Annotated in this window: 23 protein-coding genes; 11 read left to right on the forward strand and 12 right to left on the reverse strand. The window is 72.7% G+C overall.

Annotated elements, in window-relative coordinates; all coding sequences use genetic code 11:
• Positions 1-63: 63 nt before the first annotated feature.
• The 5 genes from ABD249_RS02960 to sdhC form a co-directional block, all read right to left on the reverse strand.
• The gene (locus ABD249_RS02960; protein ID WP_344340134.1) at positions 64-891 is read right to left on the reverse strand and encodes a siderophore-interacting protein; all 828 of its coding nucleotides are present in this window, start codon (positions 889-891) and stop codon (positions 64-66) included.
• 81 nt (positions 892-972) lie between these two features.
• Positions 973-1,929, reverse strand: coding sequence for a succinate dehydrogenase iron-sulfur subunit (locus ABD249_RS02965; RefSeq protein WP_344340136.1), 957 nt, complete (start codon positions 1,927-1,929; stop codon positions 973-975).
• A 2-nt stretch (positions 1,930-1,931) separates the two neighbouring features.
• The gene (gene sdhA / locus ABD249_RS02970) at positions 1,932-3,722 is read right to left on the reverse strand and encodes a succinate dehydrogenase flavoprotein subunit (RefSeq protein WP_344340138.1); all 1,791 of its coding nucleotides are present in this window, start codon (positions 3,720-3,722) and stop codon (positions 1,932-1,934) included.
• Between the two features lie 20 nt (positions 3,723-3,742).
• The gene (gene sdhD / locus ABD249_RS02975) at positions 3,743-4,207 is read right to left on the reverse strand and encodes a succinate dehydrogenase, hydrophobic membrane anchor protein (protein WP_344340139.1); all 465 of its coding nucleotides are present in this window, start codon (positions 4,205-4,207) and stop codon (positions 3,743-3,745) included.
• Complete coding sequence (gene sdhC / locus ABD249_RS02980; RefSeq protein WP_344340141.1) at positions 4,207-4,629, reverse strand: succinate dehydrogenase, cytochrome b556 subunit; 423 nt, start codon at positions 4,627-4,629, stop codon at positions 4,207-4,209. Before sdhC ends, sdhD begins: the two co-directional genes overlap by 1 nt.
• A 179-nt stretch (positions 4,630-4,808) precedes the next feature.
• Between sdhC and lipB the strand changes: the two genes are divergently transcribed.
• Both lipB and ABD249_RS02990 read left to right on the forward strand, forming a co-directional pair.
• The gene (lipB, locus tag ABD249_RS02985) at positions 4,809-5,495 is read left to right on the forward strand and encodes a lipoyl(octanoyl) transferase LipB (protein WP_344340143.1); all 687 of its coding nucleotides are present in this window, start codon (positions 4,809-4,811) and stop codon (positions 5,493-5,495) included.
• Positions 5,492-6,547 carry a lipoyl synthase gene (locus ABD249_RS02990; protein ID WP_344340144.1) on the forward strand — a complete coding sequence of 352 codons (1,056 nt, stop codon included), beginning with the start codon at positions 5,492-5,494 and terminating at the stop codon, positions 6,545-6,547. Before lipB ends, ABD249_RS02990 begins: the two co-directional genes overlap by 4 nt.
• Positions 6,548-6,605: 58 nt before the next feature.
• On the opposite strand, the gene ABD249_RS02995 is transcribed toward ABD249_RS02990, so the two are convergent.
• Positions 6,606-7,760 carry a glycosyltransferase family 4 protein gene (locus ABD249_RS02995; RefSeq protein WP_344340147.1) on the reverse strand — a complete coding sequence of 385 codons (1,155 nt, stop codon included), beginning with the start codon at positions 7,758-7,760 and terminating at the stop codon, positions 6,606-6,608.
• A 112-nt stretch (positions 7,761-7,872) separates the two neighbouring features.
• Between ABD249_RS02995 and ABD249_RS03000 the strand changes: the two genes are divergently transcribed.
• Positions 7,873-8,985, forward strand: a complete 1,113-nt coding sequence (locus tag ABD249_RS03000; protein WP_344340149.1) for a mannose-1-phosphate guanylyltransferase — start codon at positions 7,873-7,875, stop codon at positions 8,983-8,985.
• 135 nt (positions 8,986-9,120) lie between these two features.
• Complete coding sequence (locus tag ABD249_RS03005; protein ID WP_344340150.1) at positions 9,121-10,194, forward strand: BMP family lipoprotein; 1,074 nt, start codon at positions 9,121-9,123, stop codon at positions 10,192-10,194.
• A gap of 104 nt (positions 10,195-10,298) precedes the next feature.
• Here ABD249_RS03005 and ABD249_RS03010 read toward each other — a convergent pair whose 3' ends face one another.
• The gene (locus ABD249_RS03010; protein WP_344340153.1) at positions 10,299-11,951 is read right to left on the reverse strand and encodes a glycerol-3-phosphate dehydrogenase/oxidase; all 1,653 of its coding nucleotides are present in this window, start codon (positions 11,949-11,951) and stop codon (positions 10,299-10,301) included.
• An 88-nt stretch (positions 11,952-12,039) separates the two neighbouring features.
• Here ABD249_RS03010 and ABD249_RS03015 point away from each other — a divergent pair, with 88 nt between their 5' ends.
• Complete coding sequence (locus tag ABD249_RS03015) at positions 12,040-12,819, forward strand: triose-phosphate isomerase family protein (RefSeq protein ID WP_344340154.1); 780 nt, start codon at positions 12,040-12,042, stop codon at positions 12,817-12,819.
• Here the strand turns inward: ABD249_RS03015 and ABD249_RS03020 are convergent.
• From ABD249_RS03020 to ABD249_RS03030, 3 genes are read right to left on the reverse strand one after another with little or no spacing between them, the layout of a single operon-like run.
• Entirely contained in the window at positions 12,816-14,087 is a 1,272-nt protein-coding gene (locus ABD249_RS03020) for a RuBisCO large subunit C-terminal-like domain-containing protein (RefSeq protein WP_344340156.1), read from the reverse strand. The two genes, ABD249_RS03015 and ABD249_RS03020, sit on opposite strands and share 4 nt — an antisense overlap.
• A 29-nt stretch (positions 14,088-14,116) precedes the next feature.
• Positions 14,117-14,926 carry an HAD hydrolase family protein gene (locus tag ABD249_RS03025; RefSeq protein WP_344340158.1) on the reverse strand — a complete coding sequence of 270 codons (810 nt, stop codon included), beginning with the start codon at positions 14,924-14,926 and terminating at the stop codon, positions 14,117-14,119.
• 29 nt (positions 14,927-14,955) lie between these two features.
• A complete protein-coding gene (locus ABD249_RS03030; RefSeq protein WP_344340160.1) occupies positions 14,956-15,888 on the reverse strand; it encodes a DUF7973 family transport facilitator in 933 nt (310 codons plus the stop codon).
• A 199-nt stretch (positions 15,889-16,087) separates the two neighbouring features.
• On the opposite strand from ABD249_RS03030, the gene ABD249_RS03035 reads away from it, so the two are divergent.
• Positions 16,088-17,584 (forward strand): FGGY family carbohydrate kinase, encoded by a 1,497-nt coding sequence (locus ABD249_RS03035; protein WP_344340161.1) that lies wholly within the window; start codon positions 16,088-16,090, stop codon positions 17,582-17,584.
• A gap of 120 nt (positions 17,585-17,704) precedes the next feature.
• Here ABD249_RS03035 and ABD249_RS03040 read toward each other — a convergent pair whose 3' ends face one another.
• Positions 17,705-18,730 carry a zinc-binding dehydrogenase gene (locus ABD249_RS03040; RefSeq protein ID WP_344340164.1) on the reverse strand — a complete coding sequence of 342 codons (1,026 nt, stop codon included), beginning with the start codon at positions 18,728-18,730 and terminating at the stop codon, positions 17,705-17,707.
• Positions 18,731-18,895: 165 nt separating this feature from the next.
• Between ABD249_RS03040 and ABD249_RS03045 the strand changes: the two genes are divergently transcribed.
• From ABD249_RS03045 to ABD249_RS03065, 5 genes are all read left to right on the forward strand, one after another.
• Positions 18,896-20,527, forward strand: a complete 1,632-nt coding sequence (locus ABD249_RS03045) for an FGGY family carbohydrate kinase (protein ID WP_344340166.1) — start codon at positions 18,896-18,898, stop codon at positions 20,525-20,527.
• Between the two features lie 83 nt (positions 20,528-20,610).
• Entirely contained in the window at positions 20,611-21,450 is an 840-nt protein-coding gene (locus ABD249_RS03050; protein ID WP_344340168.1) for an HAD-IIA family hydrolase, read from the forward strand.
• Between the two features lie 11 nt (positions 21,451-21,461).
• A complete protein-coding gene (locus ABD249_RS03055; protein WP_344340170.1) occupies positions 21,462-22,820 on the forward strand; it encodes an iron-containing alcohol dehydrogenase in 1,359 nt (452 codons plus the stop codon).
• A gap of 118 nt (positions 22,821-22,938) precedes the next feature.
• The gene (locus ABD249_RS03060) at positions 22,939-23,811 is read left to right on the forward strand and encodes a class II fructose-bisphosphate aldolase (protein ID WP_344340173.1); all 873 of its coding nucleotides are present in this window, start codon (positions 22,939-22,941) and stop codon (positions 23,809-23,811) included.
• Positions 23,808-24,593, forward strand: a complete 786-nt coding sequence (locus ABD249_RS03065; RefSeq protein ID WP_344340175.1) for an HAD-IA family hydrolase — start codon at positions 23,808-23,810, stop codon at positions 24,591-24,593. The genes ABD249_RS03060 and ABD249_RS03065 overlap by 4 nt, the downstream gene beginning before the upstream one ends.
• Positions 24,594-24,665: 72 nt before the next feature.
• On the opposite strand, the gene ABD249_RS03070 is transcribed toward ABD249_RS03065, so the two are convergent.
• Complete coding sequence (locus ABD249_RS03070; protein ID WP_344340177.1) at positions 24,666-25,400, reverse strand: GntR family transcriptional regulator; 735 nt, start codon at positions 25,398-25,400, stop codon at positions 24,666-24,668.
• Between the last annotated feature and the right edge of the window lie 185 nt (positions 25,401-25,585).

The following is a 25,585-nucleotide window of genomic DNA, read 5'->3' on the forward strand; positions in this document are numbered from 1 at the left end:
GACGCCGCGCGGGCTTGACAGCCGGCTGACTACTCGATCGACTGACGAATGCCGCGGGCGGGTCTAGAGGATCTGCCCGATCGGCTCGCGCTTCTCGGCCTGGAACCGGTCCTCCGTGCGGCCCGCGGCCCAGTAGCCCGACAGCGACAGGTCGGTGCGCGGGATGCCGCGCTGCTGCACGACGTCGCGGATCGCCTTCATCGCCTCCCGCTCGCCGTGCGCGAAGACCTGCGTGCGACCGTCGACGAACGCGTGCCGCGCGACGGCGTCGGCGAGCACGGACGACGAGCCCGGCGCGACGGCGGCGCCGCGATGGAGCCAGACGACGTCGACGCCCGCAGGGGCCGCGACGGGCAGCTCGTCGGCGGCGTCCGTCACCTCGACGTACGCGGTGCCCACGGCGGCGGGGGCATGCTCGACGAGCCACGCGAGCGCCGCCGAGATGGCAGGCAGCGCCGACTCGTCGCCCGCGAGCAGGTGCGCGTCGGCGTCCGGGTCGGGCAGGTAGCCGCCGCTCGGGCCCGAGAACGCCAGCCGGTCGCCCGGCCGCGCCGCGAGCGCCCAGGGGCCCGCGATGCCGACGTCGCCGTGCACGACGAAGTCGATCGCGACGCGGTCGGCCTCCACGACGGGCACCGAGTACGTGCGCGTCACAGGCAGGTCGTCGGCCGGCAGCGTCGCGCGTAGCGCCTCGACGTCGTACGGCGGCTCGAGGCCGAGCTCCGGCCGGGCGAACCACAGCTTGACGTAGCGGTCGGTCTGCTCGCTGCCGGCGAAGGCCGCGACGCCGTCGCCTCCCGCCCAGACGCGGACGACGTGCGGCGACCGGCGCTCGACCTCGAGGACCTCGAGCACGTGGACGGGACGGACGCGGCGGGCGGGTGCGGACATGCTGCTCCTGGGGATCGAACGGTGGGACGCGAGACGGCCCGGAGGCGCGAGCCTCCGAGCCGTCTCAGCGGTCGCGGGTCGTCAGACCACGCGGCCCGTCGTCATGGCGGCCTTGACCTCGGCGATCGCCTTCGTCACCTCGATGCCGCGCGGGCATGCGTCGGTGCAGTTGAAGGTCGTGCGGCAGCGCCACACGCCCTCCTTGTCGTTGAGGATGTCGAGGCGCACCTGGCTCGCCTCGTCGCGGCTGTCGAAGATGAAGCGGTGCGCGTTCACGATCGCGGCCGGGCCGAAGTACTGCCCGTCGGTCCAGAACACGGGGCACGACGTGGTGCACGCCGCGCACAGGATGCACTTCGTGGTGTCGTCGAAGCGCTCGCGCTGGGCGATCGTCTGGTGACGCTCCTTGTCGGGCTTGCCCGTCGCCTGCAGGAAGGGCTGGATCTCGCGGAAGGAGTCGAAGAACGGCTCCATGTCGACGATGAGGTCCTTCTCGAGCGGCAGGCCCTTGATGGCCTCGACGTAGATGGGCTTCGAGGTGTCGAAGTCCTTGATGAGCGCCTTGCACGCGAGGCGGTTGCGGCCGTTGATGCGCATGGCGTCCGAGCCGCACACGCCGTGGGCGCACGAGCGGCGGAAGGCCAGCGTCGAGTCCTGCTCCCACTTGATGCGGTGCAGGGCGTCGAGGATGCGCTCGGTCGGGTACATCTCGACGTCGTAGTCGACCCACTTGGGCTCGTCATCGACCTCGGGGTCGTAGCGACGGACGTTCAGGGTGACCGTGAACGACTGCGGCTCCTCGACCGGCTCGGGCTCGACCGGCGGCGCGGGATCCGGGACCGGCTCGCCACCGGTCGTCTCGGGACCCGCGGCGACCTCGCCGCCGATGGCGGTGCCGGGCTCCGACGGCGAGACCGACTGCCCGTCGGTCGTCGTCTGGTCGGCGGCCTCCTCGGCCTGCGCCTGGGGGTCGCCCTGCTCGACGGCGTCCTGTCGGACCGTCTCGGGGTCGTGCTGCTCGTCCTCGTGCGTCGCCATCGCTAGTACTTCCGCTCGGTGGGCTCGTAGATCGTCTTGCGCACGGGCTTCCAGTCGAGGCGGATGTGGTCATCCGACTCCGACGAGTGGGCATCGCCCGACAGGTACGCCATCGTGTGCTGCATGTAGTTCACGTCGTCGCGCTTCGGGAAGTCGTCGCGCATGTGCCCGCCGCGCGACTCCTTCCGGTTCAGCGCGCACACGACCAGGACCTCGGCCAGGTCGAGCAGGAAGCCCAGCTCGACGGCCTCGAGGAGGTCGGTGTTGAAGCGCTTGCCCTTGTCGCGCACCGCGACGCCCAGGTAGCGGGTGCGCAGGTCGCGCACCTCGGCCGCCGCGGCGTTCAGGGTGTCCTCGGTGCGGAAGACCTGCGCGTTGCGGTCCATCGTCTCCTGCAGCTCCTTGCGGATCTGCGCGACCGACTCGGTGCCCGTCGACGCCCGCAGCTGCTTGAGCCAGCCCACGACGCCGTCCGCGGCGTCGTCCGGCAGCGGCACGAAGTCGGCGCCCTTGGCGTACGTCACGGCGTTGTTGCCCGCGCGCTTGCCGAAGACGTTGATGTCGAGCAGCGAGTTCGTGCCCAGGCGGTTCGAGCCGTGCACCGAGACGCACGCGCACTCGCCGGCCGCGTAGAGCCCCGGCACGACGGTGTCGTTGTCGCTGAGGACCTCGGCGTCGTTGTTCGTGGGGATGCCGCCCATGGCGTAGTGCGCCGTCGGGTACACGGGCACGCGCTCGACCACGGGGTCGACGCCCAGGTAGGTGCGTGCGAACTCCGTGATGTCGGGCAGCTTCGTCTCGAGCACCTCGGCGCCCAGGTGGGTGCAGTCGAGGTAGACGTAGTCCTTGTGCGGGCCGGCGCCGCGGCCGTCGAGCACCTCCTGCACCATGGAGCGCGCGACGATGTCGCGCGGCGCGAGGTCCTTGATCGTGGGGGCGTACCGCTCCATGAAGCGCTCGCCCGAGGCGTTGCGCAGGATGGCGCCCTCGCCGCGGGCACCCTCGGTGAGGAGGATGCCGAGGCCAGCGAGCCCGGTCGGGTGGAACTGGTAGAACTCCATGTCCTCGAGCGGCAGGCCCTTGCGCCAGATGATGCCCACGCCGTCGCCCGTGAGGGTGTGCGCGTTCGACGTCGTCTTGAAGATCTTGCCGAAGCCGCCGGTCGCGAAGATCACCGACTTGCCCTGGAAGACGTGGATCTCGCCCGTGGCGAGCTCGTACGCGACGACGCCCGCGACGCGCTTGACGCCGTCGACCTCGGTCATGACGAGGTCGAGGGCGTAGAACTCGTTGAAGAAGTTCACGCCGTGCTTGACGCAGTTCTGGTAGAGCGTCTGCAGGATCATGTGGCCGGTGCGGTCGGCGGCGTAGCACGCACGACGCACGGGCGCCTTGCCGTGGTCGCGCGTGTGCCCGCCGAAGCGACGCTGGTCGATCTTGCCGTCGGGCGTGCGGTTGAACGGCAGGCCCATGTTCTCGAGGTCGAGCACGGCGTCGATCGCCTCGCGCGTGAGGATCTCGGCGGCGTCCTGGTCGACGAGGTAGTCGCCGCCCTTGACGGTGTCGTACGTGTGCCACTCGGCGTTGTCGTCCTCGACGTTGGCGAGGGCCGCGGCCATGCCGCCCTGCGCGGCACCCGTGTGGGAGCGCGTCGGGTAGAGCTTCGTGATCACGGCGGTCGAGGCGTGCGGCGCCGCCTCGATGGCTGCGCGCATGCCTGCGCCGCCTGCGCCGACGATGACGACGTCGAACTGGTGGTAGTGGATGCCGTCGGACACGGTCGACTCGGTCATGTGGTGGTGGGACTCCTGGATCAGCGGGTCGCGCAGAAGGACGGCAGCAGCTCGGCCTCGACGCCCGTGGGGCACGGGTCGAAGGTGAACGTGATGAGCGTGCCGAGGGCGATGAGGATGAAGGCGCTCGAGGCGATGGCGCCGAGCGCGATGCGGCGCAGGCCCTCGCGGTGCACGTAGTCGTTGACGATCGTGCGCATGCCGTTCGAGCCGTGGAGGACCGCGAGCCAGAGCATCACGACGTCCCACCACTGCCACAGCGGGTTCGCGAACTTGCCGCCGATGAACCCGAAGTCGATGGCCTGGATGCCGCCGGGGGTGAACAGCAGGTTGTAGGCGAGGTGGCCGAAGATGAGCACGACGAGCACGACGCCCGACGCGCGCATGAAGATCCAGCCGGCCTTCTCGAGGTTCGGGCCGCGACGGCCCGTCGAGCGCGCGGGGTACGCGTACGGCGTCCGGGGGCTCTCGACGGTGGCGGTCATCAGTGCTCCCCGAAGACGTTGATGAGGTGCGTGGGCGTGAAGCCCGCCATCAGGACGATGACGACCGCGATGACCACCCAGAAGAGGATGCGCTGGATGCGCGTCGCGGCGGGGATGGCGTCCACCGCGATGATGCGCAGGCCGTTCATCGCGTGGAACACGACGGCGCCCACGAGTGCGACCTCGCCGAGCCCCATGATCGGGTTCTTGTACGTCGCGATGACGGCGTTGTAGGCCTCTGGGCTCACGCGGATGAGCGACGTGTCGAGCACGTGCACCAGGAGGAAGAAGTAGATGCCGATGCCCGAGATGCGGTGGAGGACCCACGACCACATGCCCTCGTTGCCGCGGTAGAGCGTCCCCGTGATGCGGACGCGCCCCGGCTTGGGATCGGCGAGGGTCGGGGTGCGGGAGCTGGTCACGCGGTCCCTCCTCACGAGTCTCGTTCGAGCGGATTGCGTCTCTCATCCTACGCCGCAGGGAAGGGGTCGTCCGCCACCCCCACGGCAAGATCCGTGATTCTTGGCCGTCGCCACGGCGCGTCGGACCCCGTCCGAGATCCTTTTTCCGCACCGAGTGCAGAAAGGGCTATCGTCGAGCCATGCGAGTGATGCGGCTCGGCCGGGAGGTCGACTACGAGACGGCATGGGCGCAGCAGCGCCTGCTCCACGACGAGGTGGCCGCCGGCGGCGAGGATGCGCTGCTGCTGCTCGAGCACGCCTCGGTCTACACGGCGGGCACGAGCACGCAGCCGTCGGACCTGCCGACGGACGGCTCGCGGGTCGTCGAGGTCGATCGCGGCGGCCGCATCACGTGGCACGGCCCCGGCCAGCTCGTCGCCTACCCGATCGTCGCGATCGGCGAGCTCGGCGTCGTCGACTGGGTGCGCAGGCTCGAGGAGGCGATCCTCGCCACGCTGCGTCCGCTCGGCCTCGACGTGCAGCGCGTGCGCGGCCGCGCAGGCGTCTGGCTGCTCGGCGACGGCTCGCCCTGGTCGCGCGACCGCAAGGTCGCGCAGGTCGGCGTGCGCGTCGCGGGCGGCGTCAGCACCCACGGCATCGCGATCAACGTCGATCCCGACCTCGCCGCCTTCGCGCGCATCGTGCCGTGCGGCATCGCCGACGCGGGCGTCACGTCGATCGCCGCCGAGCTCGGGCGCGCGCCGAGCGTCGAGGCGGTGGGGGAGGCGTTCGCCGAGGCGCTGCTCGCCCTCGGCGTCGCCGCCGTCCATCCGCCGGTCGCATCCGCGCATCCGAGCGTCGTCGTCGCCGAGGGGGAGGCCGCATGAGCTGCGCAGGACCGGACGGCGCCGTCGTCGACGCGGGCGGGCCCGCGCGAGCACCCGAGGGGCGCAGGCTGCTGCGCCTCGAGGTGCGCAACGCGCAGACGCCCATCGAGCGCAAGCCGCCGTGGATCAAGACGCGAGCGAGGATGGGCCCGGAGTACACGGCGCTCACGGCGCTCGTCGAGGAGCAGGACCTGCACACCGTCTGCCAGTCGGCGGGCTGCCCCAACATCTACGAGTGCTGGGAGGACCGCGAGGCGACGTTCCTCATCGGTGGCGACCAGTGCACGCGTCGCTGCGACTTCTGCCAGATCGACACGGGCAGGCCCGCCCTCCTCGACCGCCTCGAGCCGATGCGCGTCGCGGAGTCGGTGCGGCAGATGGGGTTGCGCTACGCGACCGTGACCGGCGTGTGCCGCGACGACCTCGAGGACGAGGGCATCTGGCTGTACGCCGAGACGGTGCGCCGCATCCACGAGGCGAACCCCGGCGTGGGCGTCGAGATGCTCGCGCCCGACTTCACGGGCAACCGGCACCTGCTCGAGGAGCTCTTCGCCACGCGTCCGGAGGTCTTCGCGCACAACGTCGAGACCGTGCCGCGCATCTTCCGCCGCATCCGCCCGGGCTTCCGGTTCGAGCGCAGCCTCGACGTGCTGCGCTGGAGCCGCGAGGCGGGGCTCGTGACGAAGTCGAACCTCATCCTCGGCATGGGCGAGACCGACGCCGAGGTGCTCGACACGCTCCACGCGCTGCACGAGGCGGGCTGCGACCTCATCACGATCACGCAGTACCTGCGCCCGTCGCCGAGGCACCACCCCGTCGACCGCTGGGTCGAGCCCGCCGCGTTCGCCGACCTCGCGGAGGCCGCGACCGAGATCGGCTTCGCGGGCGTCATGTCCGGCCCGCTCGTGCGCTCGTCGTACCGCGCCGGCACGCTCTACCGGCAGGCGCTCGAGGCGCGCGGGACCGGCAGGACGGCGTCGATCCTCGCGGGCATGGGCGCGTCGGGGACGACCGCCGGAGGCATCACGAACGGCGGCCGCGCCGTCGCGTAGCCGACGAGGCGGCCGCGCAGGGTGAGCCGCGCAGACCGAGCCGTGCCGGCCCACCCGGTCAGGCGATGGCCGGCGTGGCCGTCGCGCCGCGCAGCGCGTGCCGCTGGGCGCCCTCGTAGTGCGCGAGCAGCTCGTCGCACACGCGCGGCCACGTGCGCTGCAGCACGCGGCGCCTGCCCGCCTCGCCCATGCGCGCGCGCATCGTCGAGGCGTCGACGAGCGTGCGCACCGCGTCGCGCAGCGCGCGGGCCGAGTCGGGCTCGTAGAGGAAGCCCGTGACGCCGTGGTCGACGAGGTCGATCGGGCCGCCCGATCGAGGCGCGACGACCGGCAGGCCGGCGGCGGCCGCCTCCTGCAGCGTCTGGCCGAACGTCTCCTCGGCGCCCGTGTGCACGAAGACGTCGAGCGCGGCGTAGGCCGCGGCGAGCGGCGCGCCGGTCAGCTGCCCGAGGAAGGTGGCGCCGAGCGGTGCGAGCGCGCGCCTGGCGGCAGCCATGCCGGGGCCGTCGCCGACGACGACCACCTGGATGCCGCGCATGCCCTGCAGGGCGCGCAGCCGCTCGAGGCCCTTCTCGGGGGCGACGCGACCGACGTAGCCGACGATCGTCTCGCCGCGCGGCGCGAGCCGGGCGCGCAGGGCGAGCGCCGCGGGGCCGGCGCGGTGGTCGGGGTGGAAGGCGTCGAGGTCGACGCCGCGCGCCCAGTGCTCGACGCGCTCGACGCCGGCGGCGGCGAGGTCGGCGATCGACGACGACGAGGGCGCGAGGGTGCGGTCGGCCTGGTTGTGGATGCGACGCAGCACCTTCCACGCCATCGGCGCACCCGCGCCGAGGCGGTTGCGGCGCGCGAAGCCCGCGATGTCGGTCTGGTAGATCGCGACCGACGGCACGCCGATGCGCCGCGCCTCCGCGATGGCCTGCCCGCCGAGCAGGAACGGCGAGGCCGCGTGCACGACGTCGGGCCGGAAGCGCTGCAGCAGGCCGTGCAGCTGCGGGCTCGGCATGCCGACGGGGAACTCGCGGTACGCGAACGACGGCACCTCGAACACGGGGGCGCCGTGCAGCTGGGTCGGGGCGCCGCAGCGCGGTGCGACGACCATTGCCTGCCTGCCCGTCGACTGCAGGTGCTCGAGCACCCGGATGACGGAGGAGGTCACCCCGTTGACCGTCGGGAGGAAGCTCTCGGTGACGATGGCGACGCGCTCGATCCGCACGTGCCCGACGCTAGGCATCGCCGATGACGGCCGGAGGCATCGCACATGGATGCCGTGTGAACGCCTCGCGTCGGTCAGGGGCGCTGCGGCGCGGGCCGATAGCGTCGCGTGCATGACGATCGACGGGTTCTACGGCATCATCCCCGCAGGAGGGGTCGGCTCGCGGCTCTGGCCGCTGTCGCGCGCCGATGCGCCGAAGTTCCTCCACGACCTCACGGGATCCGGCCGCACGCTGCTGCAGTCGACGTTCGAGCGCCTCGCGCCGCTCGCCGGCGAGCAGCGCGTCATGGTCGTGACCGGCAGGGCGCACCGCGCCGCCGTCGAGGCGCAGCTGCCGGCGCTGACCGACGCGAACATCGTGCTCGAGGCCGAGCCGCGCGAGTCGACCGTCGCCGTGCTGCTCGCCGCGGCCATCCTCGAGCGGCGCGAGCCGGGCGTCGTCGTCGGCTCGTTCGCCGCCGACCACGTCATCGCCGACGAGCGCGGCTTCCGCCGTGCCGTGACGGACGCGGTCGCGGCCGCGCGCACCGGCAAGATCGCGACGATCGGGATCACGCCCACCGAGCCCGCGATCGGCTTCGGCTACATCCAGGCGGGCGAGCCCGCGGGCATCGCCGAGGCGCCGGGGGTCACCGAGGTCGTGCGCTTCGTCGAGAAGCCGAGCGCGGAGGACGCGCGCACCTACCTCGCCTCCGGCGACTTCCTCTGGAACGCCGGCATGTTCATCGCCCGCGCCGACGTGCTGCTCGCCGAGCTCGCGACGACGGAGCCCGAGCTCGCGGCGCAGATCGACGAGCTCGCGGCGGCGTGGGACGACCAGGCGACGCGCGGACCCGCCGTCGACCGCCTGTGGCCGCGGCTCAAGCGCATCGCGATCGACTACTCGGTCGCCGAGCCCGCGGCGGCCCGCGGCGGCCTCGTCGTCGTGCCGGGCGACTTCGACTGGGACGACGTGGGCGACTTCTCGGCCGTCGCGAAGCTGCACAACGGCGGCCTCGGCGCCGACCGGCTCGCGATCCTCTCCGGCAAGGCGACCGTGCTGGCCGACGGCGCCTCCGGCATCGTCGTCTCCACCACCGACCGCGTCATCTCGCTCGTGGGCGTGCGCGACATCGTCGTCGTCGACACGGGCGACGCCCTGCTCGTGACGACGACCGAGCACGCGCAGCGCGTCAAGCAGGTCGTCGACGCCATCCGCCGATCCGGCAACGGCACGGTGCTCTAGCCCGTCCCGCGTCGCGTCGTCCCGGCGTGCCCCGTCCCCCGTCAGGGGTCGCGGGCGCGTCCGGATCCCGGCCGGGGCGCATGCTGCCGGGCTATGGTGACTTCCACCCGCACCACCGCACCCTGGAGCACCACGATGTCCCGCACCGCCCTCCGTCTCGCCGCGCCCGTCGCGCTCGTCGCGCTCGCGCTCACCGCCTGCCAGGCCGCACCCGAGGACGGCGGCGACGCCGGCGCCGGACCTGCGAGCGACGTCTGCGCCCAGATGGTCACGAACTCCGGCGGCCTCGAGGACCGCTCGTTCAACCAGGCCTCGTGGGCCGGCATGGAGCAGGCGGAGGAGGAGTACGGCATCGACGCGAACGTGCTCGTGTCCACGAGCGAGTCCGACCTCGCGCCGAACGTCGAGGCCGCCGTCGGCACGGGCTGCGACTTCGTCCTCACCGTCGGCTACGAGCTCGCCGCCGCGACCGGCGAGCAGGCCGCTGAGAACCCCGACGTGCAGTTCGCGATCGTCGACGAGGTCGTCGAGGGTGCGAACGTGCGCCCCATCGTCTTCGACACCGCCCAGGCCTCCTACCTCGCCGGCTACCTCGCCGCGGGCGTGAGCGAGACGGGCGTCGTCGCGACGTTCGGCGGCGGCAACCAGCCGCCCGTCACGCTCTTCATGGACGGCTACGTGCAGGGCGTCGAGGCGTACAACGCCGCGCACGGCACGGCCGTGCAGGTCATCGGCTGGGACGTCGAGGCGCAGGACGGCATCTTCACGGGCGACTTCGAGAACGTGCAGCTCGGCCAGGCGACCGCGCAGTCGCTCATCGCGCAGGGCGCCGACGTCATCCTCCCCGTCGCAGGGCAGGTCGGCGAGGGCGCGTTCCTCGCCTCGCTCGACGCCGGCTCGAGCGCCCTCGTGATCTGGGTCGACTCCGACGGCTACGAGACGCTGCCGGACGAGTACCACCCGCTGCTGCTCACGACGGTCGAGAAGAACACGCAGGACTTCGTCGTGCAGGCGATCGGCGACCTCGTGGACTCGGGCGAGGTCACCGACGAGCCGCTCGTGGGCACGCTCGAGAACGAGGGCGTCGGCCTGTCCGACTACCACGACCTCGCCGACCGCGTGAGCCCCGAGCTGCAGGCCGAGCTCGACGCTCTGCGCGAGCAGATCGTCGCGGGCGACGTCGCGGTCGAGAGCCCCAGCTCGCCGTAGTCGCGCACGCGATGAGGGCCCCGGGTGCTGTGCATCCGGGGCCCTCGCCGTCCTCGTGTCGCGGGATCGAGGACGGCGCCCGCCCGTCGCCGGGCGGGAGTGCGTCAGGCCCGCACGCGGGCGCGCACGACGCCGCCGAGCAGCCTCGTGACGTAGGTGCGATGGTCCGCGACCTCCTGCTCGACGCGTGCGTCGTCCCACCCGAGCATCGGGGCGACGAACGCCGCGACCTCGCGGTCGACGTCGGTGCCGAGGGCGGGCTCGAGCCCGACCATCGCGCGGCGGTGCAGCAGGTCGACGAGCGTCATCGCGGCCTCCTCCCGGATGGCGTGGGCGAGCTCGGCACCCGTCACGGCACCGCGTCCCTCGCCGAACGTCACCTGCAGGTCCGGCTCGGCCTCGTGCAGCGCGCCGATGCGGCGCGCGGCGGAGCCGTAGACGGTGACGAGCCGCTCGGCGATCTCGCCGCGCCACGGCAGGCTGGTCGAGAGCACCGAGGCGGCGCGACGGCCGCGCGCCCACCGGTCGGTCGTCGCACCCGGCAGCGCCTGCGTCGCGGTGCGCGACCTCGGCAGCGTGCGGCCGAGCTCCTTCGCGACGACGTCGGTGGTCTGCCTCCCCAGCGAGAGGTGGGGCGTGAGCTTGCCGCCGACGATCGTCACGAGCCCCGGCACCTCGTCGTGGCGCACGATGAGGTGGCTGCGGGGGATCGCGCCCGGCTTGACGCCCGGCCGGTACGGCAGCGGACGCACGCCCGTGTAGGTGTACAGCACGTCGTCGGTCGTGAGGCCGGCGCCGGGCACGAGCGCGTTCGTCTCCGCGAGGAGGTAGGCGACCTCGGCGTCGGTGCCGCGCACGGCGCCCGGGTCGCCGTCGAAGCGGTCGTCGGTCGTGCCGATGAGGTATCGGCCGTTCCACGGGATGACGAGGATCGCGCGGTTGTCGCTGCGCGCCTCGAAGTAGATGCACGAGTCCGGTGCGCCCGGGAACGGGTCGACGACGAAGTGCGTGCCGGTCGTGCCGCCGATCTGCCGCGCGAGGCCCGCGCGCTCGCCGAGCTCGTCGACCCAGGGTCCTGCGGCGTTGACGACGCACGCGGCCTCGATCGCGAAGGTCTCGCCGGTGAGCGTGTCGCGCGCGTCGATCCCGACGACGCGGCTGCCGTCGCGCCGCAGCGCGACGGCCTCGACGTAGGTCGCGACGTCGGCGCCCGCGTCGGCGGCGGAGATCGCGGTCTCGAGCACGAGGCGCTCGGGGAAGGTCACCTGGCCGTCGTAGTAGCGCACGGCGCCGCCGAGACGGCGCTTGTCGAGCCCCGGCAGCTCGGCGTCGAGCGCCTTCCTGCCCATGTGCCGCGTCGACGGCATCGACTTGCCCGCCGAGAGCACGTCGTACAGCGTGACGCCGGCGCGGAACATCCATCCGGGCAGGTGGTTGTGGCGGTAGAGCGGCACGACGAAGCCGAGCGGCTGGACGAGGTGCGGCGCGATGCGCAGCAGGGCCTCGCGGTCGTGGAGCGACTCGTAGACGAGCGGCACCTCGCCGTGCTCGAGGTAGCGCAGGCCGCCATGGATGAGGCGCGAGTTCCACGACGACGTGCCGATGGCGAGGTCGCCGCGCTCGACGAGGGCGACGGCGAGGCCGCGCGTCGCGGCGTCGCGCGCGATGGCCGCGCCGTTGATGCCTCCTCCGACGACGAGGAGGTCGTAGGAGCCGGCGCTCAGGCGAGCGGCGTCGGCACGTGCGAATGCGGTCATGCTCTGTCTCCATCGACGGCGCCCGCGCGGTCGATGCGCGAGCGACTAGGCTGTCTATACAACCATACACAACCTCGACGATGAGGAGATGCGCGCGATGCGACTGCCCGAGACCATGACCGGCTGCAGCCCCAAGGGCTACCTGACGGCCGACGCCGCGCGCGAGTGGATCGCGGTCGTCCGCGACGGCCTCGCCGAGACGGGGGGCGAGGGCGCCTTCGCCTGCCTGCCGTACCCGCTCGTCGCGCAGGGCGTCGACGCGCTCGCGCCGCTCGGCGCCCTCGTGGGCACGCAGGACGTGTCGGCCCATCCCATCGGCCCGTACACGGGCGAGGTGAGCGCCGAGCTGCTCGCCGGCCTCGGCTCGCGCCTGGCGATGGTCGGGCATCCCGAGCGCGTGCGCCACCTGGGCGAGGGCCCGGACGACTTCCGCGCGAAGTCGGCGGCGGCCGCCGCGCACGGCATCGTGCCGATCCTCATCGTGGGCGAGCCCGAGCGCGGCCGCGACCCCGAGGAGGTCATCCGACCGCAGCTCGACGTCGCGTTCGCCGACGTGCCGCACGACGCGCCCGTCGTCGTCGCCTACGAGCCGACGTGGGCCATCGGCGCGCCCGAGCCGGCGCCGCCCGCGCACGTCGTCGCGGTCGTCGAGCGCATCCGCGCGATGCTCGCCGAGCGCACGGGCGAGTCCCGCGTGCTCTACGGCGGCAGCGCGGGGCCCGGCACCTTCGCGGCGATCGCGGCGCACGGTCGCGAGGCGGGCAGGCTCGCCGGCATCCCCGACGGCGTCTTCCTCGGTCGCGCCGGCGTCGACCCGCGCGGCTTCCTCGCGGCGGTGGCCGAGGTGCGCGAGGCGACCGCCCGCTAGATGCTGCCCCAGGCCTCGATCGCCTGGCGCAGCTCCTCGTGCTCGGCCGTCGCATCCTCGAGCGCTGTGCCCGCGAGGCGTGCGTCGATCGCCTGGCGCATCGCGCGCACGCCCGCGGCGGCGCCGCCCGGATGCCCCTGGATCGCGCCGCCGACGCCGAGGATCGTGTCGAGCCCGAGGTCCGTCACGTAGCGATCGACCGTGCCGGGGTGCACGCCGCCGCCGATGATCGGCATCGTGGGGCGGATGTGGGGCCGCGGCAGCAGCATCTGGTGCGCCGTGCGCAGGTAGGGGAGCGTGCGGATGGAGCCGCCGCCGTACGGCGTCTGCACGAGCGCCATGTCGGCGCCGGCGATGCGGGGCAGCAGTCCCATCGCGAGCGGCGCGGACATGCCGGTCGACGGGCCCTCGAAGTAGGGCGCGGCGCCGGCGAAGTGGCCGAGCACCGGCACGTCGACCGCCTCGGCGAGCGCCTCGAGCGCCCCGTAGCCGGCGGTGGCGTACGTGACCATGACGGCGCGCGCGCCCGCCTCGACGGCGCGACGCGCGGTGTCGAGCATGCGGTCGGGCCGGTCCGTGACGTTCGGCACGTAGATGGTGTCGACGCCCGTCTCGCCCGCGGCCTGCCTCGCGGCCTCCGTGAACAGCCGCACGCGCTCGACGACCGGCGAGTACTCGGGGTTCGCGATGAGCTCGTCGTCCTTGATGAGGTCGATGCCCCCGAGCGCGACGTCGCGGAAGATGTCGCGCGCCGCCGTGGGCGTGAGCCCGGCGCACGGCTTGATCATGTTCAGCAGCAGCGGGCGGTCGTGCACGCCCGTGAGCGCCCGCAGGCCCTCGACGCCGTGCTTCGGGCCGGAGAGCCGCTCGGCGAGCGAGTCGGGCAGCTCGAGCTCGACGAGCTTCGCCTCGACCGACGTCGACGAGTCGTTGCCGAGCGCGGTGGTGAGGAGCATGGGGATCGAGTCGCCGAAGTTGATCGTCGGCAGCGCGATGCGCACGAGGTAGGCGATGCGCTCGGGGGCGTCGCCGACGTCGATCGGCGGCACCGGCAGCACGCTCACGACGCGCGCCTCGTGGCGGGCGCGCATCTCGGCGGTGATGCCCGGGACGGGCAGCCACGTGCCGATGGTCTGGCCGACGGCGAAGGCGCCCATGCGGCCGAGCGCGTCGGCGTCGGCGGGCAGCTCGAGCGCGTAGGTCGCGAGCACGTACGCGTCCCCCCGCAGGTGCTCGGGCAGGGCGAAGAGGTCGAGGGCGGAGGGCATGGCCGGCCTTTCGTGCGGGAGGGGAGCGCTCAGACGGCGGCGAGATGCTCGACGAGCGTCTCGAGGATCTGCGCCGCGCCGTCGTCGGCGTGGTGCCCGGTCTGGCGCGTCGTGACGGCGAGCACCTCGTCGCGGGCGTTGCCCATCGCGACGGGGTGGCCGATGCGGCGCAGCCAGATGACGTCGTTGCCGCCGTCGCCGAGACCGAGCACGTCGGCGGGGTCGATCGCGTCGCCGAGCAGGAGGTCGAGCGCCGTCGCCTTGGTGGCGTGCGGGGCGACGACCTCGAAGAAGACGTCCATCGAGCGCGTCGCCTGGGGGACGCGCTGCAGGATCTCGGCCGCGGCGGCGTCGAGCGCCTCCGGCGTGCCGTGCAGCATGATCTTGACGATCTCGCCGGGGCGGACGTCGTCGATCGCGCCGATCCGCACGTCCTCCTCGTTGAGCGAGGCGAGCATGTCGGCGAGGGGCCCCGGCGCGTCGACCCAGATGTCGTCGCGCGTCCACCACGTGAGGCCGAGGCCCAGGTCGTGGTGCAGGCCGACGAGGGCTGCGACCTCGTCGGCGCCGAGCGGGATGGTGCGGATGTCGCGGTCGGCGACCGGGTCGAAGACGATCGACCCGTTCGAGGCCGCGACGGCGTTGTCGATGCCGAGCTCGCGGGCGAGGCCGAGCACGCTGCGGCGCGACCTCCCCGTGAGCAGGTAGACCGGGAGCCCCGCGTCGAGCACGCCGCGGATGGCGGCCGCGGTGCGGTCGCTCACCCGGTGGTCGGCGCCGGCGATCGTGCCGTCGACGTCGACCGCGACGGCGCGCACGCCCGCGAGGCTCCCGGTCATGGTGGTGTCCTGTCCTGTCTCGTCCCGGCCTAGACCAGGGCGCCCAGCGCGAGGATGATCGTCGTCGCCGGGAAGATCGCGAAGGCCGGCGGGTCGATGTGGGTGTCGCCGTGCGAGAGGGTGAGGCGCGCGAACAGCTCGCCGAACAGGCCACCGACGAGGCCGAAGGCCGCGCCGATCAGCACGGCGACCCACGTCATCTCGGGGAAGGCCGGGAGGAACGTGACGGCCGCGAGGCCTGCGGGCAGCGTGATGTGGTGCGTGACCGGGACCGGGTGGCCGGCCGAGGAGAACGCGAGCGAGACGGCCGAGACGCCGAACATCAGGACCTGCGCGTTGCCGGCGAGATCGGGGTAGGCCTCGAGCAGCGTCACGGAGGCGAACGCCGCGAGGAGCCCCGCGAAGATGCCGAGCACGACGAGGGGGCCGCCGCGCTCCTGGTGCTCCACCCAGCGACCGGACTCGGTGGGCTCGTACGCCGCCCATCCGCTCTTGCCGCTGTCGTTCCTCGGGAACAGGCCGCTCTTGCCGAACGCGAGGCGCGCGACGATCGCCGAGATGATGACCGTGAAGGCCACCGAGTCGGTGTTGGCGCCGAACCACGGGATGATCGCGACGACCTTCTGGATGAGGTAGCCGAGCACGCCGAAGCCGGCGCCCACGAGCAGCACGTCGGGCTTGGCGAGGCTCGCGAGCGGGAGCGCGATGTCGCGACCGTTCGCGCCATACCGACGCTTGGCGTACGCGACGGCCGCGACGCCACCTGCGAAGGCGATGTGCGGGCCGAAGACCGGGCCGAACGCGAGGTCGCCGATGAAGGAGGCGTCGCCGGTGGAGGCGAGGATCGCGATCCCGACGAGCACCATGAAGCCGGTGAAGATGAAGGCGTGGAGGCCTCCGATGGCGGCGCCGAAGAAGCCTCCCGCCGCTGCTCCGAGGATGGAGATGAGGTCGATGTCCATGCAGTTGTCCTTTGCGTCACGCCATCGTGGCCGGCGGATCCTGCGTGATCCGCGCTCGTCTGGATGAGACCGAGCGTACAGATCGTATCTGCGCCCCATGGACAGGGCAATACTTGACTATACAAGCGGGGGGCACCTAGGTTCCCTCATATCCGCCGCACCGCAGCGCCGGAGCATCACGACGAAGTGAGAGCAACCAATGGTCAAGTACATCCTGGGCATCGACGAGGGCACGACGAGCGCCCGCGCGTTCGTCATGGACGAGGACACCAACGTCAAGGGATTCGGCCAGGCCGAGCTCACCCAGATCTATCCCCGCAACGGCTGGATCGAGCACGACCCGATGCAGATCTGGAACGTGCAGCTCGAGGTCATCCGCGCTGCGCTTCGGGATGCGGGCATCACGCCCGCCGAGCTCTCGGGCGTGGGCCTCACGAACCAGCGCGAGACGGGCATCGTCTGGGAGAAGGAGACCGGCAGGCCCATCTTCAACGCCATCGTCTGGGCCTCGCGGCACTCGGTCGACATCGTGCAGGGCTGGGTCGACCAGGGCATCGGCGACCTCATCCAGGAGCGCACGGGCCTCATCCCCGACGCGTACTACACCGCCTCGAAGATCCGCTACATCCTCGACGCCGTCCCCGGGGCGCAGGCGCGCGCCGAGGCGGGCGAGCTGCTCGCCGGCACCGTCGACACGTGGCTCATCTGGAACCTCACGGGCCGACGCTCGTTCGTGACCGACTACTCGAACGCGTCGCGCACCATGATGATGAACCTCGAGACGCTCGAGTGGGACGAGGAGCTGCTCGGCCACTACGGCATCCCGAAGGGCATGCTCGCCGAGATCGTGCCCTCCGACTCCGACTTCGGCTCGATCGAGCCCACCTTCGGCGCCGACGTGCGCATCGGCTCGAACCTCGGCGACCAGCAGGCCGGACTCTTCGGCCAGGCGGCGTTCGAGCAGGGCCAGGTGAAGATGACCTACGGCACGGCCGGCGTGCTGAACATCAACTGCGGATCGACGCCGCAGCGCGTCGAGGGGCTCACGCCCAGCCTCGCGTGGGGCGTGCAGGGGAAGGTCGCCTACGAGATCGAGGGCGTCCTCTTCGCCATGGGCAAGACGATGCAGTGGCTGCGCGACGACCTGCAGCTCATCCACGCCGCACCGGACTCCGAGTGGTACGCCGGCCAGGTCCAGTCGACCGAGGGCGTCTACCTCGTGCCGGCCTTCACGGGCCTCGCGGCGCCGACGTGGGACCCGCACGCGCGTGCCGCGATCATCGGCATGTCGAACGCGACGAACCGCCTGCACATCATCCGCGCGGCCGTGGAGTCGATGGTCTACCAGACGCGCGACGTCGTCGAGGCGGCGCTCGACGGCTCCGGGCTCACCATCCCCGAGCTGCGCGTCGACGGCGGCGCGGTGAAGAACAACCTGCTGTGCCAGCTGCAGGCGGACATGCTCGGCATCCCCGTGATCCGGCCGAAGAACGCGGAGGCGACGATCTTCGGCGCCATGCTGCTCGCCGGGCTCACGACGGGCGTCTACGCGAGCCTCGACGAGCTCGCCTCCAAGTGGGAGGTCGACCGCGTGTTCGAGCCGCAGATGAGCCGCGACCAGGCCGACTCGATGTACGCCGGCTGGCGCGAGGCGCGCGAGCTGACGAAGGGCTGGACGAAGCGCGTCAAGTCCTGATCGCACCGGGGGAGGGCGCCGGGCCGCAGCAGCGGTCCGGCGCCCTTCGTCGTCGCCCGGCGCCCTCGGCCGTCCTGGCGCCCTCGGTCGTCCTGGCGCCCTCGGTCGTCGACTTGTCCTTCACGGCGCGACGTCGAAGACGACCTTCTCGCCGCGCGAGACGCGATCGAGCCCCTCCGCCCACGACTCGAGCGGCAGCCGCGCCGAGATCAGCGGGCCGACCTCCACGGCGCCCGAGGCCATGAGCGACAGCGCCGTGCGGTAGCTCGAGGGGCGCTTGCCGCGCGAGCCGACGATCTCGAGCTCGTGGTGGATGAGGCGGTCGACGTCGAAGGCCGGCGCCGTCTGGAAGAACGCGACGAGCACGAGCCTGCCGCCGCGGCGCAGCAGCGGCAGCGACGACTCGGCGACCGCCGTCGCCCCCGAGCACTCGAAGACGGTGTGCGCGCCGCGGCCGCCGGTGAGCGACGCGACGACGGCCGCGAGGTCCTCGGTCTCCGAGTCCACGACGACGTCGACGCCGGCCTCGCGCGCTCGCGCGAGCGACGCCGCGTGCCGCGAGCGCCCCACGAGCACGACCGTCGCACCGACGGCGCGGGCGACGCGTGCGCACAGCTGCCCGATCGCGCCCGGTCCGACGACGACGACGACCTCGCCGACGAGCGACGGGCTCTGCTCGACGACGGCGTGCACGGCGATCGCGAGCGGCTCCGTCAGGGCGCCCTCGACGAGCGAGACGGACGCGGGGAGCACGTGGATCGCGCGCTCGGGCATCGCGATGCGGTCGGCGAGCGCGCCGTCGGCCGTCGTGCCGATGCCCTTCCGGTGCGGGCAGCGGTTGAACTGCTCGGTGCGGCAGGCGTCGCAGCGCATGCAGAGCCACGCGTCGGTCTCGAACGTCACCCGGTCGCCGACGCGCAGGTCGTCGCGCACGCCGCCCGGCGCGATCGCCGCGATGCGACCGGAGGCCTCGTGCCCGAGGGTGCGGGTGCCCGCGCCGACGTCGTGGCCGCCGTCGAGCGCGGCGCGATCGGTGCCGCACACCGCGGCGTGGGCGACGTCGACGAGCACGTGGGCCGGCTCGAGGACGGGCTCGGGGACGTCGCGGATCTCGACGCCGGTCGCATGCTTCACGAGTGCTCGCACGGGTTCGCTCCTTCGCGATTCGGGTGCCTGGGGACAGTCTCGCCGCGAAGTGCACCACGGCACTAGAGACAAGTCCATACATGTCTATATGATTGCGACGCCGAGCGCCGCAGCGCGAGCTGGGACCGGCACCACCAATGACCTCAACGACGAGGAGGAGCCCCCATGGGCGAGTACATCCTGGGCATCGACGCCGGCACATCCGTGCTGAAGGCAGCGGTCTTCGACCGGGAGGGCAACGAGCTCTCCCGCGGCGCGCACAGCGTCGGGATCGACAGCCCCGAGCCCCACCTCGCCGAGGAGGACATGGACCAGGTGTGGGAGGCGGCAGCCGACGCCATCCGCGACGCCATCGCCGGCTCCGGCGTCGGAGCGAGCGAGATCGTCGCCGTCGCCGTCACCGGCCAGGGCGACGGCGTGTGGCTCGTCGACTCCGAGACCGGCCGTCCGAAGGGGCCCGCGATCCTCTGGACCGACGGTCGCGCCGGCGGCATCATCGACGACTGGTACGCGAACGGCACCGTCACGAGCCAGTTCGCCATCACCGGCACCGGCCCCTACGCCGGCACGACCTCGGCCGTGCTGCGCTGGCGCGCCGACAACGAGCCCGAGGTCCTCGAGGGCGCCACGACGCTGTGGTGCAAGGACTGGATCGAGTACAACCTCACGGGCGACCTCTCGACCGACCCGTCGGACGCGAGCCTGTCCGGCATCGACGTCGCGGGCCGCCAGTGGTCGCAGCAGGTCAACGCCATCTGGGGCATCGACCGCGTCGCGCACGTCCTGCCGCCCATCAAGGCGCCCACGGACGTCGCGGGCGTCGTGACGGAGGAGGCCTCGGCGCGCACGTCGCTCGTCGCCGGCACGCCGGTCTACAAGGGCCAGATGGACATCACGGCGTCGTCGCTCGGCGTGGGCGTCGTGCGCCCGGGCGACTGCATGGCCGTCATCGGCACCGCCGGCATCGTCACGGTCTGCACCGACGACATCTCCACGGGCTTCCAGCCGCAGGACGTCGGCTGGACGATCCCGCACGGCCCGGACACGTGGATCCGCGCCATGGGCATGAACTCGTGCACGCCGAACCTCGACTGGTTCCTCCGCGAGTTCGGCGCGGCCTTCCAGGCCGACGCCGAGGCCGCCGGCCAGCCGCTCTTCACCCACCTCGAGGAGCGCATCCTCGCGACGCCCATCGGCGCGCGCGGCGTGATCTTCCACGGCTACCTCGCCCCCGGCGGCGAGCGCGCGCCCTTCGTGAAGCCGTCGGCCCGCGGGTCGTTCTCGGGCCTCACGGGCACGCACGACCGCAGCGACATGCTCCGCTCGATCTACGAGGGCGTCGCCTACGGCATCCGCGACTGCCTCGACTCCATCCCCACCGAGGTGCGCACCGTGCGCCTCGCCGGTGGCGGCGCCAACAGCGAGGTGTGGTGCCAGATCTTCGCCGACGTGCTCGGCCGGAGGATCATCGTGCCCGCGGGCTCGGAGTTCGGCGCCAAGGGCGCGGCGATCGTCGCCGGCGTCGGCTCGGGCGTCTACGCGAGCTACGCCGAGGGCGCGGACGCCACGGTGGACATCGTGCGCGAGTACGAGCCGGACGCGGCCAAGACGGCCGTGTACGACGAGATGTTCCTCGCGTACCGGGCGATCCGCGAGGCGAACGCCGCCGTGTGGGATCGCGTGCAGACCGCCACGCGGACGGCCGCGGCGTACGCTGCCAGCACCAGGGCGAGCGGCGGCACGACCGAGCAGCCCGAGCCCATGGGCCCGGAGCCGACCGAGCCCGTCGCCGCCTGACCGATGCTGCGCAGCGCCCGGCCGGCATGTCCGGCCGGGCGCTGCCGCCGCCACCCATCCGACGCAGAAGGAGCGCCCCGCGCATGACCGCAACGCCGATCGATCGCATCCCCGAGTTCGACGCCTACCTCTTCGACCTCGACGGCACGATCTACCTCGGCGAGGGGCTCCTCCCGGGCGCCCAGCGGCTCGTCGAGACGCTGCGCGCGAGGGGCAAGCGCGTGCTCTTCTGCAGCAACAACCCGACGAAGTCGCCGCAGGACTACGCCGACCGGCTCGCGCGCCTCGGCCTGCCGACGCCCGTGGAGGACGTCTACACGAGCCTCGTCGCGACCGTGCACTGGATCGAGCGCGAGATGCCGGGCAAGGCCGTCTACCCGATCGGCGAGCAGCCGCTCGTCGACGCGCTCGCCGCCGCCGGCATCCCCATGACCGACGACCCCGAGCGCATCGACCTCGTCATCTCCTCCTACGACCGCACCTTCGAGTACCGCAAGCTGCAGATCGCGTTCGACGCGCTGTGGTTCCACAAGCGGGCGCGCCTCGTCACGACGAACCCCGACCGCTTCTGCCCGTTCCCCGGCGGCCGCGGCGAGCCCGACGCCGCGTGCATCACCGCCGCGATCGTCGCCGGCACGCAGGTCGAGTGCGAGGCCGTCTTCGGCAAGCCGTCCAAGGACCTCTTCGACATCATCCAGCGCGACACGGGCATCGACCCCGCGCGCACGGTCATGGTGGGCGACCGCCTCTCGACCGACATGCTCTTCGCCCGCAACTCGGGCATCGCCTCCGCGCTCGTCATGACGGGCGAGACCGACGACGCCATGCTCGCCGCAGCCCCCGACGAGCACCGACCGGACCTCGTGCTCGGTCGCATCGACCACCTCGTCGACGCCTTCGCGGGCGCCGACGCCACCTCGTGAAGGATGTCCGCGTGACCGACCTCGCACGCGCCTCGCTCGAGCACTCGAGCGGCGCCATGACCACCGTCTCCCGGCCGGGCGCGCTCGACGCCGTCGGCTCGCTCGCCGCCTCGCTCCTCGCCGGCGGCTCCGTCGTGCTGCTGGGCGACGGCGTCGGCAAGTCGGTGCGCGGCGCCGACGTCGACGCCCTCGTCGAGGCGCAGCTCGCCGAGCGCTACGAGCTGCGGCGCGTCGTCGTCGCCGGCGGCGCGCACGGCGTCGTGCTCGACGAGTCGACGCTCGACGCCGCCGCGCACGACGCGGCGGGCGCCGAGCTCGTCGTCTCCGTGGGCTCCGGCACCGTCACCGACCTCGCGAAGGTCGTCGGCCAGCGCCTCGGCGTGCCGATCCTCGCCGTCCAGACCGCCGCCTCGGTGAACGGCTTCGCCGACTCCCTGTCGGTGCTCGTGCAGCGCGGCGCGAAGCGCACGTCGCCGAGCGCATGGCCGTCGGCGCTCGTCATCGACCACGACGTGCTCGCCGCAGCGCCCGATCGGCTCTCGCGCGCGGGCGTCGGCGACGCCGTCGCCGTCTGGACGTCGCCCGCCGACTGGTACCTCGCGTGCGCGCTGGGCGTCGACCCCGGTCCGTACACGGATGCGTGGACCGCGCCGGTGCGCGAGGCCGTCGAGCGGATGACGGCGCCGGGCGTCGACGACGCCGCGCGCATGGCGGGCCTCGTCGACGCGCTCACCCTCGGCGGCCTCATGATCGGCGCCGCCGGCTCCACGGCACCGCTGTCGGGCTGCGAGCACCTGCTGAGCCACGTGCTCGACATGCGCGCGATGGCCGAGGGCGTCGACCACGACCTCCACGGCGCGCAGGTCGGCGTCGCGAGCGTCGTCTCCGCGGCGCTGTGGGACGTCGCGCTCCACGAGGAGCGCATCCTCGACGTCGCGATCGAGGACCTCGAGCCGCCCGCGGACCTGCGCGAGCGCGTGCTCGCGACGTGGGCGCCCGTCGATGCGAGCGGCGCGCTCGGCGAGGAGTGCTGGACGGCCGTCGAGCGCAAGGTCGACCGGTGGCGCGAGCAGCGCGACGCCGTCGCGGCCTTCCTCGCCGATCGCGCGGCCCACGGCGCCGAGCTCGAGCGCCTCGCGGGCGACCCCGCCTCGTGCGCAGCGGCGCTCGCGACCTGGGGCGCTCCGGCGACGTTCTCGGGCCTCGCGCCCGCCGTCGACGCCGAGCGCGCCCGCTGGGCGCTCGGCGCGCTGCCGTTCATGCGCGACCGCATGACGCTCGCCGACCTCCTGCTCTTCGCTGGCCGGTGGGACGGCGCGCTCGTCGAGCGCGTGCTCGCACGGGCGGGGGAGGCCGGCGGCGGGCTCTGAGCCGCACCGCGTGCCCCGATCGTGTGCGTGACACGGTTGGCTAGAGTTGTATAGACTTGTCATGGAGAGAGACCCGGCTCGGGCGACGAGGCCCGGGACGCAAGGAGGAGATGGTCCGATGACGTTCGCCAGCACCCGCGAGCTCTGCCGCGCAGCCCGGCGGGACGGCTACGCCGTGCCCGCCGTCAACATCGTCGACGGCCTCTCGATCGCCTCCGCGGTCCGAGCCGCCGACTCGGTCGGCTCGCCGATCATCCTGCAGACCTCGGTGAAGACCGTGCAGTACTTCGGTGCCGCCGTCCTCGCCTCCGCAGCCCAGGCGGCCGCCGACGCGGCCTCGGTGCCCGTCGCGCTGCACCTCGACCACTGCCCGAGCCGCGAGGTCATCACCCTCGCGATCGCGAACGGCTGGTCGTCGGTGCTCTTCGACGCCTCCGACCGCTCGTTCGAGGTCGCATCCGCCGAGACCGCCGAGGTCGTCGCCGAGGCGCACGTCGCCGGCGTCGACGTCGAGAGCGAGATCGAGAACATCGTCGGCGTCGAGGACGGCGTCGGCTCCGACGACCCGAACGTCCACTTCTACGCCGACGACGAGCTCGTGCGCGTCGCGACCGAGACGGGCACCGACCTCATCGCGCCCGCGCTCGGCACCGCCCACGGCCTCTACAAGGCCTCGCCCGTCCTGCTCGTCGACCGCGTGCAGCGGCTCGCCGCCCTCACGGACATCCCGATCGTGCTGCATGGCGGCACGGGCCTGTCGGCCGAGGAGTTCCAGGCGTTCATCGACGCGGGCGTCTCGAAGGTCAACATCTCCACGGCCGTGAAGCTCGCGTACATGCACGCGTCGCGCGACCACCTCGCCGAGGCGGAGCGTGCAGGCAAGTGGGAGCCCGTCAAGCTGTTCGACCAGATCGGCGGCGCGGTCGAGCAGGCCGTCCTGCAGCACATCGAGCTCTTCGGCTCCGCACGTCGCCAGGCGGTCTCGGCATGACGCGCGCGCTCGTGCTCGACTGCGACGGCGTGCTCGCCGACACCGAGCTCGACGGTCACCTCGTCGCCTTCAACCGCACGTTCGACGAGCTCGGCTTCGGCTTCTCGTGGTCGGCCGAGGAGTACGGCGAGCTGCTGCGCGTCGGTGGCGGCAAGGAGCGCATGAAGGCGTACCTCGCCCAGCACCCCGAGGTCGACCTCGGCGTGGGCGAGGCGCTCGAGGCGCGCATCCTCGAGGCCCATCGACGCAAGTCGGCGATCTACGTCGAGCTCGTCGAGGCCGGCGCCCTGCCGCCGCGCCCCGGGATCGCACGCATCGTCGGCGAGGCGCTCGACGCCGGCTGGCAGGTCGCCTGCGCCTCGACGTCGGCGCTCGCGAGCGTCGAGGCGGTGCTCGCGGCCGTCGTCGGACCCGAGCAGCGCGCCCGCATGTCGGGCGTCTTCGCCGGCGACGTCGTGCCCGCGAAGAAGCCGGCGCCCGACATCTACCTGCTCGCGGCGCAGGAGCTCGGTCGCTCCATCGACGAGATCGTCGTGGTCGAGGACTCGCAGTCCGGGGCAGCCGCGGCCGCGGCGGCGGGCATCGCGCACATCGTGACGGTGAGCCACTTCACGCACGACGACGACTTCCCGGCCGCGACGTCGATCGTCGACGCGCTGGGGGAGTCGGACGCCCCCGCGACGCTCATCGCGGGGCTCGACGTGCGCGACGCCGACGGCGTCGTGCACCTCGCGGGGCTCGAGCGCCTGCTCGAGCACCACTCGGCGCGCGCCCGCGTCTAGCGGGCCGCGACGCGGGCGAGGCGCGCACCGGGCCAGGGGTGGCCGGTGCGCGCCTCGTCGCGGTCGAGCGGCCTACAGGTCGTACGTGAACTCGAGCCGGACCATGTCGCCGCGGAAGCGGATGCGGGAGAACTCGAACGGGCGCCCCTTCGGCGAGGAGATGCGCTGCTCGAGCTGCAGGATCGGCGTGCCCTCGTGCACCGAGAGCAGCTTGGCGTCGCCGGCGGACGCCGCGGTGGTCTCGAGGGTCTCGAGCACCTTCGTCATGCGCAGGCCGAAGTCGCGATCGAGCACGGTGCACAGCTGCTCGGCGACGAGGTCGCGATCGATGACGCCCGGGGCGAGCGCCTCGGGCACGTGCGACTCGTGGACGCTGATGGGGGTGCCGTCGACGCGGCGCAGCCTGCGGACGATGAAGGTCGGTGTGCCGGTGGGCACGTCGAGCGCCTGGGCGACGCGCTGCGAGGCTGGCTCGAGGCGCTGGCCGAGCAGCTCGGTGCTCGTCGCGTAGCCCTGCTGCTCGAGCTGCTCGCGGATGCCCTGGTACGAGGGGGAGCGCGTCGAGATCTTCGAGCGCGACACGAAGGTGCCCTTGCCCTGCACGCGGAAGAGCAGCCCCTCGTCGACGAGGCGCGCGAGCACCTGCCGAGCCGTCATGCGGCTGATGCCGTAGAGCTGGTTCAGCTCGTTCTCCGACGGGATGCGCTGGTCGGGCTGCCAGTCGCCGCGCTGGATCTTCGCGCGGATGACGTCGGCGAGCTGGATGTAGAGCGGGGTCGCCGACTCTCGATCGAGCTTCTCCACCACGGGGTCCTCCTTCTGCCTGCGCGCAACCCTGCGCGACAGGCGGCCCGCACCAACTCATCTATGCTTGTATAGAGTTGTACGGTACGGTGGAGCCTGGTACGACGACGTCCGCCTCGCTCCATGCGAGAGCATATCGCTGGCGGTCTTCGTACCCCGAACCACGTGCCGACCCGGCTCGACGCCGA

Origin of the sequence: Agrococcus versicolor (assembly GCF_039531815.1) — a bacterium.
GTDB lineage: Bacteria > Actinomycetota > Actinomycetes > Actinomycetales > Microbacteriaceae > Agrococcus > Agrococcus versicolor.

Coding starts and splice junctions, on each gene's coding strand:
- ABD249_RS02960 (WP_344340134.1), bottom strand. CDS start 891: ATGTCCGCACCCGCCCGCCGCGTCCGTCCCGTCCACGTGCTCGAGGTC.
- ABD249_RS02965 (WP_344340136.1), bottom strand. CDS start 1,929: ATGGCGACGCACGAGGACGAGCAGCACGACCCCGAGACGGTCCGACAG.
- sdhA (WP_344340138.1), bottom strand. CDS start 3,722: ATGACCGAGTCGACCGTGTCCGACGGCATCCACTACCACCAGTTCGAC.
- sdhD (WP_344340139.1), bottom strand. CDS start 4,207: ATGACCGCCACCGTCGAGAGCCCCCGGACGCCGTACGCGTACCCCGCG.
- lipB (WP_344340143.1), top strand. CDS start 4,809: ATGCGAGTGATGCGGCTCGGCCGGGAGGTCGACTACGAGACGGCATGG.
- ABD249_RS02990 (WP_344340144.1), top strand. CDS start 5,492: ATGAGCTGCGCAGGACCGGACGGCGCCGTCGTCGACGCGGGCGGGCCC.
- ABD249_RS03000 (WP_344340149.1), top strand. CDS start 7,873: ATGACGATCGACGGGTTCTACGGCATCATCCCCGCAGGAGGGGTCGGC.
- ABD249_RS03005 (WP_344340150.1), top strand. CDS start 9,121: ATGTCCCGCACCGCCCTCCGTCTCGCCGCGCCCGTCGCGCTCGTCGCG.
- ABD249_RS03010 (WP_344340153.1), bottom strand. CDS start 11,951: ATGACCGCATTCGCACGTGCCGACGCCGCTCGCCTGAGCGCCGGCTCC.
- ABD249_RS03015 (WP_344340154.1), top strand. CDS start 12,040: ATGCGCGCGATGCGACTGCCCGAGACCATGACCGGCTGCAGCCCCAAG.
- ABD249_RS03020 (WP_344340156.1), bottom strand. CDS start 14,087: ATGCCCTCCGCCCTCGACCTCTTCGCCCTGCCCGAGCACCTGCGGGGG.
- ABD249_RS03025 (WP_344340158.1), bottom strand. CDS start 14,926: ATGACCGGGAGCCTCGCGGGCGTGCGCGCCGTCGCGGTCGACGTCGAC.
- ABD249_RS03030 (WP_344340160.1), bottom strand. CDS start 15,888: ATGGACATCGACCTCATCTCCATCCTCGGAGCAGCGGCGGGAGGCTTC.
- ABD249_RS03035 (WP_344340161.1), top strand. CDS start 16,088: ATGGTCAAGTACATCCTGGGCATCGACGAGGGCACGACGAGCGCCCGC.
- ABD249_RS03045 (WP_344340166.1), top strand. CDS start 18,896: ATGGGCGAGTACATCCTGGGCATCGACGCCGGCACATCCGTGCTGAAG.
- ABD249_RS03050 (WP_344340168.1), top strand. CDS start 20,611: ATGACCGCAACGCCGATCGATCGCATCCCCGAGTTCGACGCCTACCTC.
- ABD249_RS03060 (WP_344340173.1), top strand. CDS start 22,939: ATGACGTTCGCCAGCACCCGCGAGCTCTGCCGCGCAGCCCGGCGGGAC.
- ABD249_RS03065 (WP_344340175.1), top strand. CDS start 23,808: ATGACGCGCGCGCTCGTGCTCGACTGCGACGGCGTGCTCGCCGACACC.